The 16,861-nt window shown below is 34.6% G+C and carries 15 protein-coding genes; 2 read left to right on the top strand and 13 right to left on the bottom strand.

The features are described from left to right. Window positions 1–845: 845 nt before the first annotated feature. From OTK01_RS11255 to OTK01_RS11290, 8 genes are all read right to left on the bottom strand, one after another. Window positions 846–1,007, bottom strand: coding sequence for a hypothetical protein (locus OTK01_RS11255; RefSeq protein WP_167321288.1), 162 nt, complete (start codon window positions 1,005–1,007; stop codon window positions 846–848). Further along, the gene (locus OTK01_RS11260; RefSeq protein WP_029228984.1) at window positions 1,004–1,240 is read right to left on the bottom strand and encodes a hypothetical protein; all 237 of its coding nucleotides are present in this window, start codon (window positions 1,238–1,240) and stop codon (window positions 1,004–1,006) included. Before OTK01_RS11260 ends, OTK01_RS11255 begins: the two co-directional genes overlap by 4 nt. A gap of 36 nt (window positions 1,241–1,276) precedes the next feature. Beyond that, entirely contained in the window at window positions 1,277–3,277 is a 2,001-nt protein-coding gene (locus OTK01_RS11265) for a DnaB-like helicase N-terminal domain-containing protein (RefSeq protein ID WP_029228983.1), read from the bottom strand. Between the two features lie 223 nt (window positions 3,278–3,500). After that, entirely contained in the window at window positions 3,501–3,683 is a 183-nt protein-coding gene (locus OTK01_RS11270; RefSeq protein ID WP_014041898.1) for a helix-turn-helix domain-containing protein, read from the bottom strand. 373 nt (window positions 3,684–4,056) lie between these two features. Beyond that, a complete protein-coding gene (locus tag OTK01_RS11275; protein ID WP_029228982.1) occupies window positions 4,057–6,195 on the bottom strand; it encodes a hypothetical protein in 2,139 nt (712 codons plus the stop codon). A gap of 17 nt (window positions 6,196–6,212) precedes the next feature. After that, window positions 6,213–6,434: a helix-turn-helix domain-containing protein gene (locus OTK01_RS11280; RefSeq protein ID WP_029228981.1), complete on the bottom strand. Its 222-nt coding sequence runs from the start codon at window positions 6,432–6,434 to the stop codon at window positions 6,213–6,215. Window positions 6,435–6,748: 314 nt separating this feature from the next. Then, entirely contained in the window at window positions 6,749–7,078 is a 330-nt protein-coding gene (locus OTK01_RS11285; protein WP_029228980.1) for a hypothetical protein, read from the bottom strand. An 8-nt stretch (window positions 7,079–7,086) separates the two neighbouring features. Next, complete coding sequence (locus OTK01_RS11290; protein ID WP_029228979.1) at window positions 7,087–8,046, bottom strand: tyrosine-type recombinase/integrase; 960 nt, start codon at window positions 8,044–8,046, stop codon at window positions 7,087–7,089. A 505-nt stretch (window positions 8,047–8,551) separates the two neighbouring features. On the opposite strand from OTK01_RS11290, the gene OTK01_RS11295 reads away from it, so the two are divergent. Further along, a complete protein-coding gene (locus OTK01_RS11295; protein WP_029228978.1) occupies window positions 8,552–9,697 on the top strand; it encodes a DUF58 domain-containing protein in 1,146 nt (381 codons plus the stop codon). Window positions 9,698–9,775: 78 nt separating this feature from the next. Here OTK01_RS11295 and pulA read toward each other — a convergent pair whose 3' ends face one another. Next, window positions 9,776–12,253, bottom strand: a complete 2,478-nt coding sequence (gene pulA, locus OTK01_RS11300) for a type I pullulanase (RefSeq protein ID WP_029228977.1) — start codon at window positions 12,251–12,253, stop codon at window positions 9,776–9,778. A 189-nt stretch (window positions 12,254–12,442) separates the two neighbouring features. On the opposite strand from pulA, the gene OTK01_RS11305 reads away from it, so the two are divergent. Next, window positions 12,443–14,092, top strand: a complete 1,650-nt coding sequence (locus OTK01_RS11305) for a putative bifunctional diguanylate cyclase/phosphodiesterase (RefSeq protein ID WP_029228976.1) — start codon at window positions 12,443–12,445, stop codon at window positions 14,090–14,092. A 14-nt stretch (window positions 14,093–14,106) separates the two neighbouring features. Here the strand turns inward: OTK01_RS11305 and rimI are convergent, their stop codons facing one another. The 4 genes from rimI to OTK01_RS11325 are packed head-to-tail and all read right to left on the bottom strand — an operon-like array spanning window position 14,107 to window position 16,852. Continuing rightward, a complete protein-coding gene (gene rimI / locus OTK01_RS11310; RefSeq protein WP_029228975.1) occupies window positions 14,107–14,550 on the bottom strand; it encodes a ribosomal protein S18-alanine N-acetyltransferase in 444 nt (147 codons plus the stop codon). Continuing rightward, entirely contained in the window at window positions 14,547–15,212 is a 666-nt protein-coding gene (gene tsaB, locus OTK01_RS11315) for a tRNA (adenosine(37)-N6)-threonylcarbamoyltransferase complex dimerization subunit type 1 TsaB (RefSeq protein ID WP_029228974.1), read from the bottom strand. Before tsaB ends, rimI begins: the two co-directional genes overlap by 4 nt. Further along, a complete protein-coding gene (gene tsaE / locus OTK01_RS11320; RefSeq protein WP_029228973.1) occupies window positions 15,193–15,666 on the bottom strand; it encodes a tRNA (adenosine(37)-N6)-threonylcarbamoyltransferase complex ATPase subunit type 1 TsaE in 474 nt (157 codons plus the stop codon). The genes tsaB and tsaE overlap by 20 nt, the downstream gene beginning before the upstream one ends. 19 nt (window positions 15,667–15,685) lie before the next feature. Beyond that, the gene (locus tag OTK01_RS11325) at window positions 15,686–16,852 is read right to left on the bottom strand and encodes an amidohydrolase (protein WP_013433401.1); all 1,167 of its coding nucleotides are present in this window, start codon (window positions 16,850–16,852) and stop codon (window positions 15,686–15,688) included. Between the last annotated feature and the right edge of the window lie 9 nt (window positions 16,853–16,861).

The raw sequence follows: 16,861 nt of genomic DNA on the forward strand, positions 1-16,861 counted from the left end.
ATATATCTAACATCAACCGACTTTTTACCCTTTTTTCGTAAGACATTTTTTAAAAATCTCATGACTAATTTGTCAAGTTAAAACCAGCAGCCAAAGAACAGATTTGACGTGTAAACTGCGGACAGGATAAAATAAGACACAACCACATTTTGACCACAAGGAACAATGTAAAATAAAGTCCAGGATTTAAAATTTTAACTGAAATTCTGTAAATCTTATTTTCTGTTTAGAAGAAGAAATATTTGTATTAAGCTGTATTAATTCTTAATTAAAGTTTAATTTCTTACAGTTTTCAACTTACTTAATTTAAGTCTTTTATGCTAAAATTATCTTTGGCAATTGATTTTCATAATTATTCTAAATTAATGCATATTTATTCTTTGCAGTGGACAATTTATTTATGCCTTTAATTGCCATCATTCAAATTTCAAGCCATTTAGCACAATTAACAGTAAACCAATCAAAAAGATTAACATTCAAAATATGAATAAATTCTTGAATTCCATTATTTTACTTTTGCTTGATTTAGAATATAATTGCTGCTTAAATATTTATAGTTTTAAAACTTAATTTGTGCTATAATTTACTTTTAAATTTTTATTTGATTATTTCTGATAACTTTTGATTTTGCTTTTGTTACTACCTTTATTTCCCTTACCACATTCAGTTTTTAAGCACATTTCAAGCTGATAGGGTATGCAATTCTACAAAGTGGCTATAAAAAAGAAAAGAGACCACAACTAAGGTGGTCTCTTATTCTCATTTTATGGATGTTCCATGTTAGAACACCCTGAAATGTGTTTAAAACAATGCTTTTTTTTATGCTGCCTTTCCAATTTAGAAAGTCATTTTTCCATGTATTTTGGACAATGAATTTCCTTCACTCTAAAACTCTGTTTGCAATTCTTCTGGCATTTCTCACAAAGAGCATGGTATTGAATTTTACCCTTGTCGTTCTTGAAAAAATACCACTCATCAATATAATTTCTCTTTGTTTTTGTCCTCATGACAAAGACCCCCTTTGTTTTCTGGTTACTGTTAAATACCTGATTAAAAACAACACCAATAGAATGGCTATGTTTATTATCGCTGCAATCAAAAAGATTGTATTAGTCATAGCAGCTAAAGATAAAAACAAACTGTGCTGGATTGAGAGTATAAAGCCTTTGTCGTTTGTAAAATAATAAACTGGTAGAAAAGCTAAAAGAACAAAGATATAAACTAACAACGCTTCAAGCATGTTGTTCACCTCTTTTCAAAAATAGAGGCAGCCTTTTTAGACTGCCTCTTTATCTAATTTTTTGAGCTCAATAAATAGTTTGCCTCCTTCAATATCAGATGTTCTGCCTGGTATTAAACGATATATCTGTCTGCAAACTTTACAAACAAAACAGTCTATAGCCTCGCCATATTCCAGAATATTACCACATTCACATTTATAATGCTTTGCAGCTTCCCTATAATCTTCTGTCGTTAATAGACTGAAGTTTAATACATAAAATCTTTGGATATCAAAACCGATAATATGTTTAATATTCTGTTTTTCATTCTGTTTATCAAAACTTAAATTCTTATAAACACAAACAGTTTTCTTAATATCATCTTTCACCTCTGTAATGTTTGAAACACTTGAAACGTTTGAAACGGTATTGCTTTTATTTACCTCTAAGCCTTGATTTTTGTCTACTTCTGAGCGTTTCAAACTTCTTGAAACATTTTGAAACACTTTATTTGACGTTTCATATGTTTCAACTGTTTCAAATGTTTCATGTTTTTCATTTCTTTCGTGAGTGTCAATTTTGTTTATATTTTTTGTCTCATTATTTGAATTTGAAATAAGCAATGAATAACCATTGTCAGATTTTGTAATTAAACCTCTTTGGGTTAATCGGTATAATATAGTTCTAACAGTATCAAAATTTATTCCTGTTTCTTTTGCAATTTCATGTGGTTTAGCTATTGGAACTTTTTTAAGATATTCATAAATTTTTCTTTGATTTTCTGATAGTTTAATACTGCTGGTTTCGTTTTCATAATCACCAAGCTCTATGTAGCCCTGTTCTTCGTCATAGTCTAAAAGATAATCAAGATAAACTCCACGACCTATAGCCATTATACGACGTTGAGTGTCTTTTTCTGTATTAGGTGGCAATCCAAAACCTATTATTGCATCTGCGGCAGATGGATAAGCTGTGCTTCCCATAGGACTATCTATAACATCATCCATGTTATAAAGAACACCAGTCCCTTTTTTGCTATGTCTTACACCTATAAGGCTTAAATTTTCTTTTATTAGCTTTTGTCTTATTCTAATTAAGGTTCCATAAACCTGGTCAAAGTTAGCATTCTTTTTGCTCTCTGCTTGCATTACTTCATTTAAAAGTGTTAAAGGTTCTATTATGATAAGATTGCAACTGTGATATTTAGCTGTGTTAACAATCGTGTCAATGTTAAACAAAGAAATTGCTTCTAATTTTTCTATATCAATAATTCGGATATATTTATCTGTATCAATATCTCCATAAAGTTTGATTGAGTTTCTTAATTCTTCTGCTGTATTCTCATTGGTTATCCACAAAATTTTTGGTTCGCTTTCTTGATACACATTTCTTTGAAAACAATTTTTGCCTAATATTAAACCAGCTATAATTTTGCATAATATTGCTGTTTTGCCCTTTTTGGGTCTACCACATAATAATATCAATCCCTTTGCTGGTAAAAGTCTGTGTATTCTCCATTTATTCATTCCTAAACTTAGTTCTTTTTCATAGGCTTTTTCTAATGATATTGTTGGTAAGAGATTGTCAAATTGTCCTGACTCTATAACGGTTTTGATTTTCAATAAATCATCTAATAACTGTTGAATGCGTGTAATGTTACCCTCTTGATAGGCTTTTGTTAACTCTTCACATTTGTTTAACCCCTGTCTTAAAAGTGATTTCTCTTTAATTATCTTTGCATAATATGTTGCATTTGCTGTTGTTGGAGTATTTATCACAAGGCTTGTCAGATACTCACTTCCTCCAACTGCATCAAATGTTCCTCTCTCTCTCAATCTTTCAGCCACAGTTATGACATCCACCGGTTTGCCCTCTTCAAAAAGGTCCATTATAGCAGAAAAAATCTCTTTAAGCTGTGGCATTGCAAAATCTTCTTCTGTTAAAATCTCGGTAACATCAGAAATTACTTCTCTGCTAAGAAGCATAGCACCTATAACTGCTTCTTCTGCTTCAAATGACTGTAGGTTGCTTGTATCAGCTTTTAATATAGTTTCCATTTAATGTTCCTCCTTTAGTATTTTTTAAAGAGAAAACAAAAGTAAATGCTAATTCTTTTAATTTTGATTAAATTCATATTGATTTTTTAAAAAACATAAAGTAAAATTAAAATTAATAGAGGATAATAAAGTTTAATGATAAAACGTGAAAAATAGAGTTAATCTGTTTTGTTTTTTGCAAAACAGATTTTTTTTACCCGCCCCGCTCCACCCACAAATTAAACTATTGTGCCACTTTATCAATCCAGTCTTTTAATTTAGCTTTTGGAATTAAAACTTTCCTGCCTATTCTGATAACTGGTATCTTTTTTTGCTTAATTAACTTAAAAACAGTAGTAAGACTAATCCCCAAAACCTGTGCTGCCTCTTTTGGAGTGTAAGTCATTTTTTCAAATTCGTTTATCATTTTTATATCCCTCCAAATTTTTGTTTTTCTAATTCAATTATAAAAGATTTCCTTGTAAGTTGTTAATACTCCACACTATATATTGTGTTGTTTCTTTTTCTTTCCATAATATATTATATTCCAACCAAATTTTCAAAGCAACAGGGAACAAAATTGTTTTAAAAAATATGTTAAAACAATATGTCTTGTTTCCTTGTTGTCTCTCACACTATATATTATATCTTTAGAATTCCTTAAAGCCAAATGTGGATAATGTTTAAGTTTTGTTATAAATAATTTTCATTTTTGCTGCAAATCTTGTCGAATTATGAAGTTTCAGAAAGTAACGATAATGCTTCTGTATACTCGTCCCTTTGGAATTCCTCAATTATGGTTACTCTAAAGACATAATCTTAATTTTCTCTATATCACTTAACCCTGAATTGTATTGCTGTATAAAGCTTATAAATCCTTGTAATAAACCTGCCTGAGCTAACACTTCACCATTTGTAACTGGTTTCTTAGTTTTAGAGTCTATTATATTTCTGCCTTGGCTGTCTTTAGCGGGTTGATAAAGCCATTCCCATGGTGTTACTGCTAAATCTGGTTGAGTAGCATTTTTATTTTTCTTGTTTTTTGCTTGTTCCTGTAATTTCTTTTGATTAGTGGTTATGTCTTTTAAACATTGAGTTATGGCAGCACCTAAAGCTTTATCCATAATCCCTTTGTTCATTTCTGCTTCCAAATCTTTTTGTGCCTTTTGTAATTGAACACCTTTCAATGACAATTCAACCTTAAATAACTCATTATTTCTGAAATTCTCATCATTCATAATTGCTCTTCTAACTGCTTCTGTTAATAACTGACTCTCAATAGCTTGCAATTCTAATGGGAATTTCTTATTATTCTGCTGATATTGCTGTTTCAATAACTGCACATCCCAGTAAGCCTTTTCTATCTGATAAGGAGACATCTTCTGCAATGTATCTGTGTTTATCTTCTGCTGTTTTAATTCCTGTTCCAATATACCGTTTTGCAATTTAGCTTTATCAACTTCCAATGCAGCCTGTTTGACTTCATATGGAATTATCTGTTTATTCTTCTCATAGTTTTGAGCTAACAATTTTATCTGATAATCCAATTGCTGCAATTCTAATGGTGTCATCTTTGCTAACTTATCATTGGTCAACTGCATATTCCTTAACTGCTCTGTTGCCTGCTTTATTTCAATTGGTGCCATCTGTTCTTTGACATTTAATTCAAATTTCTTTGTCGCTAACTCTGTTTGTGCAGCTTCCTTCTGGATTGGGAATAATTCCTTGGATTGCTGCAAAGCTGTTTGTTTTGTCGCTAATTCTGTCTGTGCCGTCTCTTTCTGAATTGGGAATAATTGTGCTGACTGTTTCTGTTGCTGTTGTGCACCTAATACATTAGACAATGCAGCTGCTATCTGTGCGTTTCTGTATGGCAATTCAGCATTGTATTGCTGAGCTTGCATTGCCCTTTCAATTGCTTTCTCTCTTTGCTGTGCTATATAATTAGCTATTTGTGCTCTTCTTTCTTCATCAAGCTGTTCTAATTGTTTTTGTCCCTGAGCTTCCACTTCTGCTATTTTGTCAACCGCATAGCTTGACCTTGCCAGTCCTCTTGATAACATTTGATTTGATACATTTGACTTTGCTTGCTCAATAGCCTGTTTTATCTCTTGTGCCCTTTGATTATAAATCGGATTGTATATCGCTTCTGCTTCCTTCTGTAATTCTTCTGTTGATGGTATTTTAGCAAATTCTTGAGACAATCCCTGTGTCGGTGTTATTGCTTGCAATAAGCTTTCTAAATTAGAAGGTGTCTTATATGGCACAATGCCAATATACATTTTGCCTGTCTGTGGGTCTCTATTCCATGTCCAATCAGCATTTGGGTATAAGTCTCTTACCCATATCCATTGACCGTTTACATTGACATAAGTCTTGTTATCAGGACCAATATAACCCTCACCTAATGCTTTTGGTGTACCGCTTGAAAAATCATAGATGGTTACTTTTCTTGATGGGTCTTGATACCACAAAGGTTTTGTTGTCGGTGTTGCAACTGATGTTGTTTTTGCAGTTGCCTGTGTTGACTGCGCTGATGGTGTTTGTTTGCTAAGCTGTGCGTCTAAAACTTTAAAACTTCCCCATGATGGGTTTGTTGTCGCCGTATAACTCAAATTCTGTGGACTTGTCGGTTGATTTAATTGTGCATCCAAAACTTTAAACTGTCCCCATGATGGTGTTGTCGGTGTTGTTGTCTTTGTCGTCGGTGTAGTTGTTGGTTTAACACTCTGTGCTAAAGATAATTGCTGGTCTAAAAGTTTGAACTGTCCCCAGCTTGGGTTAGATTGATTTTGCTTAAAATTTTGAATAGCTGTTTTTATTTGTTGCTGTCTTGGTGCAAGAAATTGATTTTGCTTAAAGTCTTGAATAATGCTTTGAATTTGATTTTTTCTGCTGGTTTGAGTTTGATTGCCTAACCAATCTATTAAGTATGCCATGATTAACACACCCTTTCTTATGCAATTTTGTTTTCAATCTCTTTCAAGGAACCATCTTCATTAAATAGCTCATCTTCTGGCACATTGAAAAACTCTGCCAGTCTCTTTTTAACCTTTGGATATGCTTTCCTTTCGCCTCTTTCAATCGCTGTTAACAAAGTGTAATTAATACCCGCTGCCAAAGATAGTTTAGCTGATGATAAGTTAAGCTGTTTTTTCAAATATTCTAACTTTGTCATTTTAAATCAACTCCTTTCATGTGTTTTTCAAAAATAAAAGCTGCCCAAAGAAGTTATAAAACCTCTTTGAGGCAGCTTAATTTTTCAATTTTGTGTGTTCACTTTTTACCCTTCTATACAATATTATACCATATTTGTCAAGTAGAACATACGTTTGGATATGCCGACAAGGTTTGGTATTCAAAATATTAGCAATGCTAAACATTTGAATTAATAGCATGATACATAATAAAAATGCAGGATTTACCTTCATAAGTTGTTGTCTTTGCTTTTTATTGTAACAACTGCTTTAAACCTGTGCATACAACTTTTTTTCAGTATGTCATAACAACTTCTGCGTCTTCTTTTTCTTTAAACGCTGCAATTACACCTGAAAGCTTGTCCTCATCGGCATACACCCTTACAATGCTGCTTTGTGATGGTAACGCTCCTAAAGCCTTATCAATCCCTTCTAATAGCTTAAACCACGCTTTTATTCTTTTGTCTCTGTCAATTTTTCTGTTCACTTGAAGATAAACATTTTTGACGCCCATTTCCTCTAAAATTAAACAACCACCGCCTGCAACCTGATTTTCTTTAAACACGTCGCTGTAACCGACAAAGAAGTTTGTTTTGCTTTCCTCATCATAAAAATGATACAACATCTTTAAACTCACCCCTTCTTTTTATTTTGATTTTTTATATTCCCAACCCTGTTTAAGGGTTGTTTTAGCAAAGTGTTAATCGGTGTTGCCTTTGCGTGAATATCTTGTAAGTCTTGCTGTGTAAAGTGGACATACTTTTTTGTCATTTCCAATGTTGTATGTCCCATTATCTTTTGTAAGCTCAATTCATAACCACCATTTTTGAGATATAGCAAAGCAAACATATGCCTTAAGTCATATGGTTTTATTTTTACACCTAATTGAGCACTATAAATTCTCATTCTTTCTTCCCATCTACTCCTGTTAAAAGGCTTCCCTGTAACTGAACAAAATACAGGAACGCTGTCATCCCATTGTGGATGCCTTGAAGATATGAGTTTTTTAATTGCATTTGCTGTTACTGGTGAGATTGGCAGCACTCTTGATACTCTTGTCTTTGCCACATCAGAAGGAATTACAACTTGCATATTCTTAAAATCAAAATGGTCTTTTAGCAAAGAAAAGGCTTCTTTAGGTCTTATTCCTGTGTCAAGCGTCAATAACATCAATGCATAATCACGCAAACCAGCAAAAGTTTTTCTGTTCGGCAATTGGAGTAACTTTTGAAGTGTCTCAATATCAATTTCAACAATTCTGTCGTCCGTCTTTCTTGGTTTGAATTTGGCAATAGGATTTGTCGGTATAATGCCCTCTTCAACACACCAATTCAAAAATGCTTTCAAGTTTTTCATTCTTAGATTATAAGTGACTGGTTTCATAGGCTGCGATAAATATTCAATCAAGCACTTTCTCAACTTCTCTGGGTCATTAAAACAATCTGGATAACGCTTGAAAAATGAACTGATGTGATATTTATAGTCTTCAATTGTGGTTTCGCTTCTGCCTTGTGCTTTTTTATAAGCTAAAAATATTTGCAAAACATCTTCCCAATCTGAACTTGAATTGTTAGCTTTAAGTTGTTTAGGCATAATAAAACCACCTCAACGCTTATTTTTTGCGTCTCGGTGGTGTCCCTTATGTTCGGTGTTAAATGACTGATTACTTTGTTTTTCTACCATTCTACGACTATGTAGCTTTTTCTGATTGTAAAAACGCCTCTAAATCTTCATACTGCTTATTTGTTATTTTGTGCCATCTATGGCAGTTTTGAGTCCAGCGCGTCTGCCAGTTCCACCACTTCGGCACATTTTCCTTTTGAATTTTCAAGCAAGATTGATTATATCATAAATTTTTGAGGTTGTCAAAGCGGTAGATTTTGATAAAATCCTGCCGTAGATTGAATTACCAACTTCATTTTACCTTCTTTCAAGGTAAAAAGTCAAGGGTCTAAAATAAAAAATTAATTATGCTCGGGTCAGTTTTGTTAAGAAGGAATATTATCACTAACAAATTCTCTGGAGAAATTTCTAATTTTAATATTCAAATGGTTAGGTTATAATAGAAATAAATTCAAAAAAGCGCGAGGTTATTTGTATGGAAACCTTCTGGTTATTTATAATATGCTCTTTATTATTTGCTCTAAATTTTTTCGTAACTAAAAAATTTGGACTAAAAAACGTTGAGTATGAAATCTACTTTGAAGAGAACAAAAAAACTGAAGGTGATGAGATTCACATTGTCGAAAGAATATACAACGGCAAAATTTTGCCACTTCCATGGGTAAAATCTGAATTTGAAGTGTCAGCATTCTTTTTCATGGAAAATGCAAAAAATTATGTAGTGGGAGATAAGCTAAGGTACATCAGTATTTTCTTTCTTCTGCCTTATCAGCAAATAGTAAGACGGCACAGATTTGTTGCAACAAAAAGAGGATTTTATAAGCTTGACAAAATATATCTTGTCACCGGTGACCTTTTTGGTCTTTCAACAGATGACAGGTGTTACTATGTAAATTCCAACATTACTATTTACCCAGCATTTTTGGACCTGAAAAAACATTTTCTTCCCCGCTCAAGCCTCTCAGGTGAAGTTGTGGTAAAAAGACACTATTATGAAGATATATTTCACTTTGCAGGAATTAGAGAGTATCAGTCTTTTGATTCTTTCAATAGAATAAACTGGAATGCAACTGCAAAGTATAATACTTTGATGGTAAACAAGTACGAATACACCTCATCAGGGGATGCTTTGATACTTTTGAATGTCCAAAGTTCAGAGTATGAAAGAAAAGAGGTTTTTAACAAAAACGCCATTGAGTTTGGAATAAAGATTGCAGCAAGCTTAGCAAAAGAATGCTTGGATGCTCACATCCCAGTTGGTTTTGTTTGTAATGGTGTAGATGAAGAAACCTTGCAGCCGCTTGAAATTCTTCTTCCCTCCCAAGACCAAAACCAGCTTTTAAAAATTCTCGAAACCCTTGCACACATTAAAATTCAGGTAAACGAATACTTTGAATCTTTGCTTTATCAGGTCTTAAGAAGTTACAACTTCCGTGAGCTTTTTATAATTACCTCATTTGTGAACAAGGAGATGGAAGACTCTATTCTCCTTTACTCCTCGCTGGGAGTTAAGTTTACCATTATCCTTCTTGAGTATGATGAAAAAGCTTTAAACTTAGAGTCAGAAAATGTGAGAATTTTTCTGGCAAAACAGCATCTTTTAGAAAGCGCCAGAGTATAAGTAAAAATCGCCGCAGGCTCACTTTATGTTCGTATTCACACCTGCGGCTTAATGTTCTTTTGGATAGCAAAAAAGATATCATTTCTGATATGCTATGAAAAGACTGATAGGTGCAATCTCAAAACTACCAATTGCTTCCTGTTCATTTTCTTCTAAAAATACAACACCATCATTTGCTTTTATCTTCCACATTCCATCAGGAAGCGCAATTACCTTCTTTTCTTTAAAAGGATTGTAGGCAACAATAATTTTTTTCCACACATCATAAGGATACGAAATCAAAAATGCAACAATGCCATCAGGTGCTGGCAAGAATTTTAGATATTTTCTTATTTCGCCTGATGAGCGCATTCTAAACGCCAAATGTTCTTTTCGCAACTTTATAAGGTCACAATAAAATTTGAAGGTGTCATAGAACTTTTCTTTTAAACTCCAGTCAATCTTATTTATGCTATCGCCTGCGTTGTATGTGTTCGGGTGCCCTCCTTTGCTTCTATTGAACTCAACTCCACCGTGCAAAAACGCAATGCCCTGAGATGTTAAGATGATTGCATTTGCTAAGCGGCATGCCCGGTCAATCCAGAATATATCTTCACCCACCATTGTCTTTTGTGCCTTGTCAAAGAGGGTCAAGTTGTCATGGCAGGAACAATAATTTACACATTCATCGGGCTCTTTTGCAAAATCGTCAATGGCTGCCTTTATACCCTGTTTTAATCTCTCAACATCAGAAAGGTTTCCATGCATGTATCCAGTTTTAAACCCGTCAAGGTCACCTCTTATACTGTCTCTTATTCTATCGTTGAAAAGTCCAATTGAATACCCCTGATGCGCTGTTGACTCAATTGTTGCCCTCTCTTCTAAAAGGCACGTACTATCTCCCATCACCCATCCTTCACCATAAATGAGGGCATGAGGATTTCGCTTCCGCACTTCTTTTGAAATCATTCTCATAGTAAGTGTATCAATAAGGCCCATAAGGTCAAATCTGAATCCGTCTATATGAAACTCTTCTGTCCAGTATATTATTGTATCAAGTATAAACTTTCTTACCATTGGCTTTTCTGTTGCGATTTCATTGCCACAGCCTGTTGCGTTTGAATAGTCGCCATAGTCATCTATCCTATAAAAATATCCAGGAACAATTTTGTCAAAGATAGAAAACTTTCCGCCCTTTGTGTGGTATGTGTGGTTGAAAACAACGTCCATCACAACTCCTATGCCGTTTTGGTGCAAAGTTTTAATCATAGTTCTCAGCTCTTTTAAAGCCTCAATTCCACCACTTTTTGTTGAGTACCAGTACTCTGGGCACTGATATAAAACAGGGTCGTATCCCCAGTTGTACTTTTTATCAGGATTTTTATCATCAACACTTCCAAAGTCAGATATTGGAAGAAGATGAATGTGGGTTATTCCAAGCTCTTTTAGATGCAAAAGACCTGTTGAAAACTTTTCTTTGTAGAAGCTTTGCTGGCAAAGGCCCAAAAACTTTCCTCTAAACTTTTCATCTACACCTGAGGTTTCATCAATTGTAAAGTCTCGCACGTGCATCTCGTAAATGATAGCATCTTGTTGCTTTTCTACTGTTTTAACAAACTCATCCTGCTGCCAGCCTTCAATTAGCGTATCTGCCGGGTCAAATATGAAAGATTTTTGAGAGTTTGAGGAAGAAGCTTTTGAGTAAGGGTCAGGAACCTCGTACACAATAAAACCTTCGTCCTCATCATAATTGTAATGCCAAACCTCATAAAGATAGTAGTGGTTTTTCAAGTCCCCTGTAAGGTGTATATTCCATGTACCGTTTTCTGACCTTGCCATCTCTTTTTCAAATCTGAAATTTTCGCTCTCATCAAATATCTTAACCTTTACTTTGTATGCAGTGGGAGCCCACAGTCTAAAGTAGGTACCATATGGCTCATATTTTATTCCAAGTTCACCAGGATAAAAAAACTCAGGCCTTGTTAGAATTTCTCGTGGTCTTGCCCAAATGTGTTCTGTTTTGTAGACAACCTTGTATTTTAAATTTGGCAAAAGCCTCTTTGAAGTAATAATTCTTATCATATTTGTAAAAGCAGTTTCTCTGTCAAAGTATTCTGTTATTACAATATCGTTGCCAAATCCGGGCGGGTACCAAAGCTTTTGATTTGCACCTTCTGCAAATTTAAACTTTTGCCCAATCTTTATTTCTTTTAAATCCTTTATAAGCTCATATCTTCCACGCAGCTTTGAATATGTCATTTCCCACTCGGGCGAAATTTGCCAGCCATTCATCTCACCAATGACAAATACCGGTCTTCTGAGCGGTTTTCGGTGATAGTCAAAATGCCCTTCTTTTAACACAAATCTAATCTTTCCTTTTTGCTCGCAAATCTCATAACCTCTCATTTCTGCTTCATAAGGATTGTCGGAGTGAGGAATTATCTTGTCTATTCTTTCTATGTCTATTTCTTCTTCATTTAAAAATACTTTAAAATCTTCTTTCTTTACAGAGTGAACCATCTGGGACAGCACAACTACTATCTCGTTAAAGTCATCTATATATGCTCTCACTATCATTAAAACCACCTGTCTTTTTCTAAAGAATAGGATATGCAATATGCAGAAATTATATATCATTTATACCCTTTTTGAAAATAAAAAAATTGCACCTTGAGAATACATATGCAAAAGATGTTTTTAGACCCTTTTTTCTGGGTATAAATATGAGAAGAAAAATTTTTCATATAATTTGTGGTGGTAAACAAAATGCCTGAGAAAAACAAAGATTTAAACTGTAAGGCCAACAATTATGCAGCTAAAATTTCAATAATATATGCAGTTGTGAGCGCAGTTTGGATTTTGGTCTCTGACATATTAACAACAACCCTTTTTGCAAAGAGAGGGCTTTTTACCATTTTTTCGGTCATTAAAGGTTGGCTCTTTGTACTTATCACTGCAAGCCTTTTGTATTTTCTGATTCGCAAAAAAATCTATTCGCTTTACCTTTCTGAAAATAAACTCCAAAATGCATTAGAGGAACTTCAAAAGACAAATGCTGAGCTTTCCAAAACACAGGAAAAGCTTGTTGTCCAGTACAAAAAACTTTTAAAAAACCAGGAAAGGATAAAAGAGCTTGCTTTCTTTGACCAGCTAACTAACCTTCCAAACAGAAATCATTTTATGCTGGTACTTGAAAAGGCTATTAAAGAAGCACATTTCAAAGGCCAGCAACTTGCTCTGATATATATCGATATTGATAATTTCAGTAAAATTAATAATACTCTTGGCCATGAGACTGGTGACATTGTTTTAAAAGAAATTGCGCAAAGGCTTAAAGAAGCAGTGGGTAATAACGGATTTGTTGCAAGACTAACAGGAGATGAGTTTGGAATAATAATTTATAACTTTCTTGATTTTAATGTTTTGAATTATTTTATCTATAAAATTTTTAATTCGTTTTCAATGTCATGGGAGATAATGGAATATGATTTTTACATTACACCAAGTATGGGAGTTGCCATATATCCTTCAGATGGCCAGGATAGTATATCACTTCTGAAGAATGCCGATAAGGCTTTGAAACTTGCCAAGGAAAAAGGCAAAAATACCTTTTGTTTTTATAACGTGGAAATGGACAATATACTACAGCAGAGACTTGAATTTGAATCAGACTTGAGAAAGGCTATTGAAAAAGACCAGTTCGTTTTGTATTATCAGCCAATTGTAAACCTTGAAAAAATGCAGCTATGCGGAGCAGAAGCACTCATTCGCTGGATACATCCACAAAAAGGTATGATACCACCCATGTCTTTCATCCCAATTGCTGAGCAGACAGGACTAATATCACAAATCGGTCAATGGGTATTGACAAAGGCTATTTGGGATTTGAAAAGCATCAGAGAAGTAACAAACCACAACTTTTATGTTTCTTTCAATGCATCTCTGAGAGAGTTTTCAAGCGCAAATTTTGTTGACAACGTACTTTATACAATTGAAGCCTTAAAAGCTGACCCTACTTCTTTAGGAATAGAGATTACCGAATCGGTTGCAATGGCAGACCCTCAAAATACCATAAAGTCGATCAATACCTTCAAAGAAAAAGGTATTAAAGTTTTTCTTGACGATTTTGGCACAGGCTACTCTTCTTTGAACTATCTAAAACAGCTTCCCATTGACGTTGTTAAAATCGACAGAAGCTTTATAGCAAATATGAGCACTGACATAAAAGAACAAAGAATAGCTAAAAGTCTGATTGACCTTTCTCACATCTTAGACTTAAAAGTTGTAGCAGAGGGTATTGAGGATAGTCAGCAGGCTGAGATACTAAAATCTTTTGATTGTGACTTTGGGCAGGGGTATTTGTTCGGCAAACCTCTCCCAAAAGACCAATTTTTAGAACTTGCAAAGAGATTTTGAATAGTAATTAGATTCTATAACCACAGCCACATAATTATGGCATCATCCGGTGGGTTAGAATAGTAATTTTTTCTTATACCTTCCTGAACAAATCCAAAGCTCTTGTAAAGTGAAATAGCAACATGGTTTTTGCTTCTCACTTCAAGTGTAAGTCCAACAAGGCCATTTTCTTTTGCATATGAAATGAGGGCAGAAAGTAACAATTTTCCTATTCCCTGCCCTCTTTTTTGAGGATGTACAGCAATATTTGTAATGTGCCCTTCATCCACAATATGATGCATCCCTGCAAAACCCCATACTCTGCCATCTTCTTCGTATACAAAATATACTGCAGACTCATTTTGAACCTCATACTCAAAGCTTTCTCTGCTCCATGGAACAGAAAATGATAAAACTTCTATCTCATGCACCATATCTATATCCTCTTTTGTCATCCTTCTTATTAGGCCTTTTTTCATGTGTCCTGGTCCCTTTCTGCATACGATTTTTTAAGGTAAACTGGTATAAGGTCAAAATGAGAACAAATCTTGCCTTCCTGGGCAAGCTCAAAAGCCAAAATTCCAACATTTGATGCTTTTTGGTACTGCAAAAATTTGGGCGAAATTTTAAACTCAGAAAAATCATAAATGTCCAGACCTTCGCCCAGCAAAACAGGGTCATACTTTTTTGCAAGTTCTTTTGCTTCTTCAATATCAAGTATCGAAGTTGGATGATATGTTTTGAGTTTGCCCTCCTCGAATCTGAAAATTCCAGTAAATACTTTTTGTGACTTTGCATCCAAAATGGGCATCAGAAAATCTGAACAAGCCCAGAAGTTATAGCAAAGAGCTTTCAAGGTATCAACACCTACACACGGCTTTGAAGTAGCATAGCAAAAACCTTTTATTGTTGAAACACCAATCCTAAGTCCTGTAAAAGAACCAGGTCCTATTGATACCGCAAATAGGTCAACATCTTCTATTTTACTCGAAGCATTTTTTAATACCTGGTCAATCAAATCGATTAGCATTACAGAGTGAACAAGTTTTGTGTTAAGCACTATCTCAGAAATTACTTTTAAGTCTTCCAACAAGGCAGCGCTTGCAACCTTGCCGGACGTCTCAATCGCCAATATCTTCATCTTTTTCTATCACATCCTCAACATTTTTGTACTTTTCCCCAACACCTGTTATCAATATTTTTCGAACATTCTCATCTATCTTCTGAATCTCAACCTTTAAATATTCTTTGGGATGAAGTCTTTTTAACTTATCAGCCCACTCAATTATCACAATACCATCACCATAAAAATACTCCTCATATCCTATATCCTCAAGCTCTGTCTCTTCAATCCTGTAAATGTCAAAATGATAAACCAAAATGCCATCTTTCCCCTCATACACATGAAATATGGTAAACGTTGGACTTGAAATATCTTCAATCCCAAAAGCCTTGGCAATCCCACATGTCAGTGCAGTCTTTCCGCTACCAAGTTCTCCTTCTAAGGTAACAATAGCACCTTGGAAAAGATTTCTTCCAATGTTATAGCCAATCGACACTGTTTCATCATACGAATAAGACATTATCTCCTTCATTTTTCATAATTTCCCCTTTTTATTTGCGGTGATATACAACTTTGCCATCAATCAGGACATATTCAACCTCAGAAAATATGTCAAAAGGATGACCCTTGTATATTACAATATCAGCATCTTTGCCTTCCTTTATACTCCCAACCCTATTATCAATTCCTAAAATCTTTGCAGGGTTTATGGTAATTGCTTTTAGAGCCTCTATCTCATCCATTCCGCTTTTGCACGCAAGCGCGCTACATAGCACAAGATATTTTTGCGGAATGACAGGATGGTCGGTCATAATAGCAACAAGAATGCCCTCTTTAGAAAGTATTCCTGGATTTTTGAAATCAAGGTTTTTAAGCTCAACCTTTGACCTGTCAGTAAGGTTTGGTCCAACAATGCATGGGATATTTTCTTGTTTTAGCTCATCCACAATCAAATATCCGTCTGTCACATGGTCAAGTGTGAGATTTACATCAAATTCTTTTGCTATCCTTATTGCCGTGAATATGTCATCTGCCCTGTGAGCATGCGCTTTCAGCGGAATTTCTTTTGTTAAAACCTTTATAAGGCTCTCACTTTTCATATCAAACTCTGGCATATCTTTTTCTTCATCCTGCTGAGCCTCAAGTTTTTTATTTAAGTACTCTCTTGCTTTAAAAAGTGCTTCTCTTAAGATTGCAGCAGTTGCCATGCGTGTTTGAGGCATCTGATGTTTTTCATGGTACACGCTTTTTGGGTTTTCGCCAAACGCAACCTTCATTGCAGCAGGTTCTTTCACAACCATTTTGTCAACTCTCTTGCCAAACGTCTTGATGACACAAAACTGCCCGCCTATCACGTTAGCGCTTCCTGGTCCTGTTGCAACACATGTAACCCCACCTTCAATTGCCTCTTCAAAACTCCTGTCAAATGGATTTATAGCATCAATTGCTCTCAGGTGCGGCGTGACAGGGTCTGAGTCTTCGTTCCCATCAGCACCTTCAAACCCGACAGAGTCTTCCCACATTCCTATGTGTGAGTGCGCATCTATAAACCCTGGAAAGACAAGTCTTCCTGTTGCATCTATTACATGGGCAAATTCTTCATGAATATTTTGGTCAATCATTGCTATCTTGCCATCTTTGATAAGTATATCGCCTTTTTCAATAATTCCTTTCTCATCCATTGTATAGATTTTTGCATTTTTTATTAAGATGTCCATCGCTGTAGA

It is taken from the genome of Caldicellulosiruptor acetigenus, from assembly GCF_026914305.1.
Classification (GTDB): domain Bacteria; phylum Bacillota; class Thermoanaerobacteria; order Caldicellulosiruptorales; family Caldicellulosiruptoraceae; genus Caldicellulosiruptor; species Caldicellulosiruptor acetigenus.

Bases quoted from the DNA above. Each gene is read 5' to 3' on its own strand.
- OTK01_RS11255 (WP_167321288.1), bottom strand. From the start codon at position 1,007: ATGAGGACAAAAACAAAGAGAAATTATATTGATGAGTGGTATTTTTTC.
- OTK01_RS11260 (WP_029228984.1), bottom strand. From the start codon at position 1,240: ATGCTTGAAGCGTTGTTAGTTTATATCTTTGTTCTTTTAGCTTTTCTA.
- OTK01_RS11265 (WP_029228983.1), bottom strand. From the start codon at position 3,277: ATGGAAACTATATTAAAAGCTGATACAAGCAACCTACAGTCATTTGAA.
- OTK01_RS11270 (WP_014041898.1), bottom strand. From the start codon at position 3,683: ATGATAAACGAATTTGAAAAAATGACTTACACTCCAAAAGAGGCAGCA.
- OTK01_RS11275 (WP_029228982.1), bottom strand. From the start codon at position 6,195: ATGGCATACTTAATAGATTGGTTAGGCAATCAAACTCAAACCAGCAGA.
- OTK01_RS11280 (WP_029228981.1), bottom strand. From the start codon at position 6,434: ATGACAAAGTTAGAATATTTGAAAAAACAGCTTAACTTATCATCAGCT.
- OTK01_RS11285 (WP_029228980.1), bottom strand. From the start codon at position 7,078: ATGTTGTATCATTTTTATGATGAGGAAAGCAAAACAAACTTCTTTGTC.
- OTK01_RS11290 (WP_029228979.1), bottom strand. From the start codon at position 8,046: ATGCCTAAACAACTTAAAGCTAACAATTCAAGTTCAGATTGGGAAGAT.
- OTK01_RS11295 (WP_029228978.1), top strand. From the start codon at position 8,552: ATGGAAACCTTCTGGTTATTTATAATATGCTCTTTATTATTTGCTCTA.
- pulA (WP_029228977.1), bottom strand. From the start codon at position 12,253: ATGATAGTGAGAGCATATATAGATGACTTTAACGAGATAGTAGTTGTG.
- OTK01_RS11305 (WP_029228976.1), top strand. From the start codon at position 12,443: ATGCCTGAGAAAAACAAAGATTTAAACTGTAAGGCCAACAATTATGCA.
- rimI (WP_029228975.1), bottom strand. From the start codon at position 14,550: ATGAAAAAAGGCCTAATAAGAAGGATGACAAAAGAGGATATAGATATG.
- tsaB (WP_029228974.1), bottom strand. From the start codon at position 15,212: ATGAAGATATTGGCGATTGAGACGTCCGGCAAGGTTGCAAGCGCTGCC.
- tsaE (WP_029228973.1), bottom strand. From the start codon at position 15,666: ATGAAGGAGATAATGTCTTATTCGTATGATGAAACAGTGTCGATTGGC.
- OTK01_RS11325 (WP_013433401.1), bottom strand. From the start codon at position 16,852: ATGGACATCTTAATAAAAAATGCAAAAATCTATACAATGGATGAGAAA.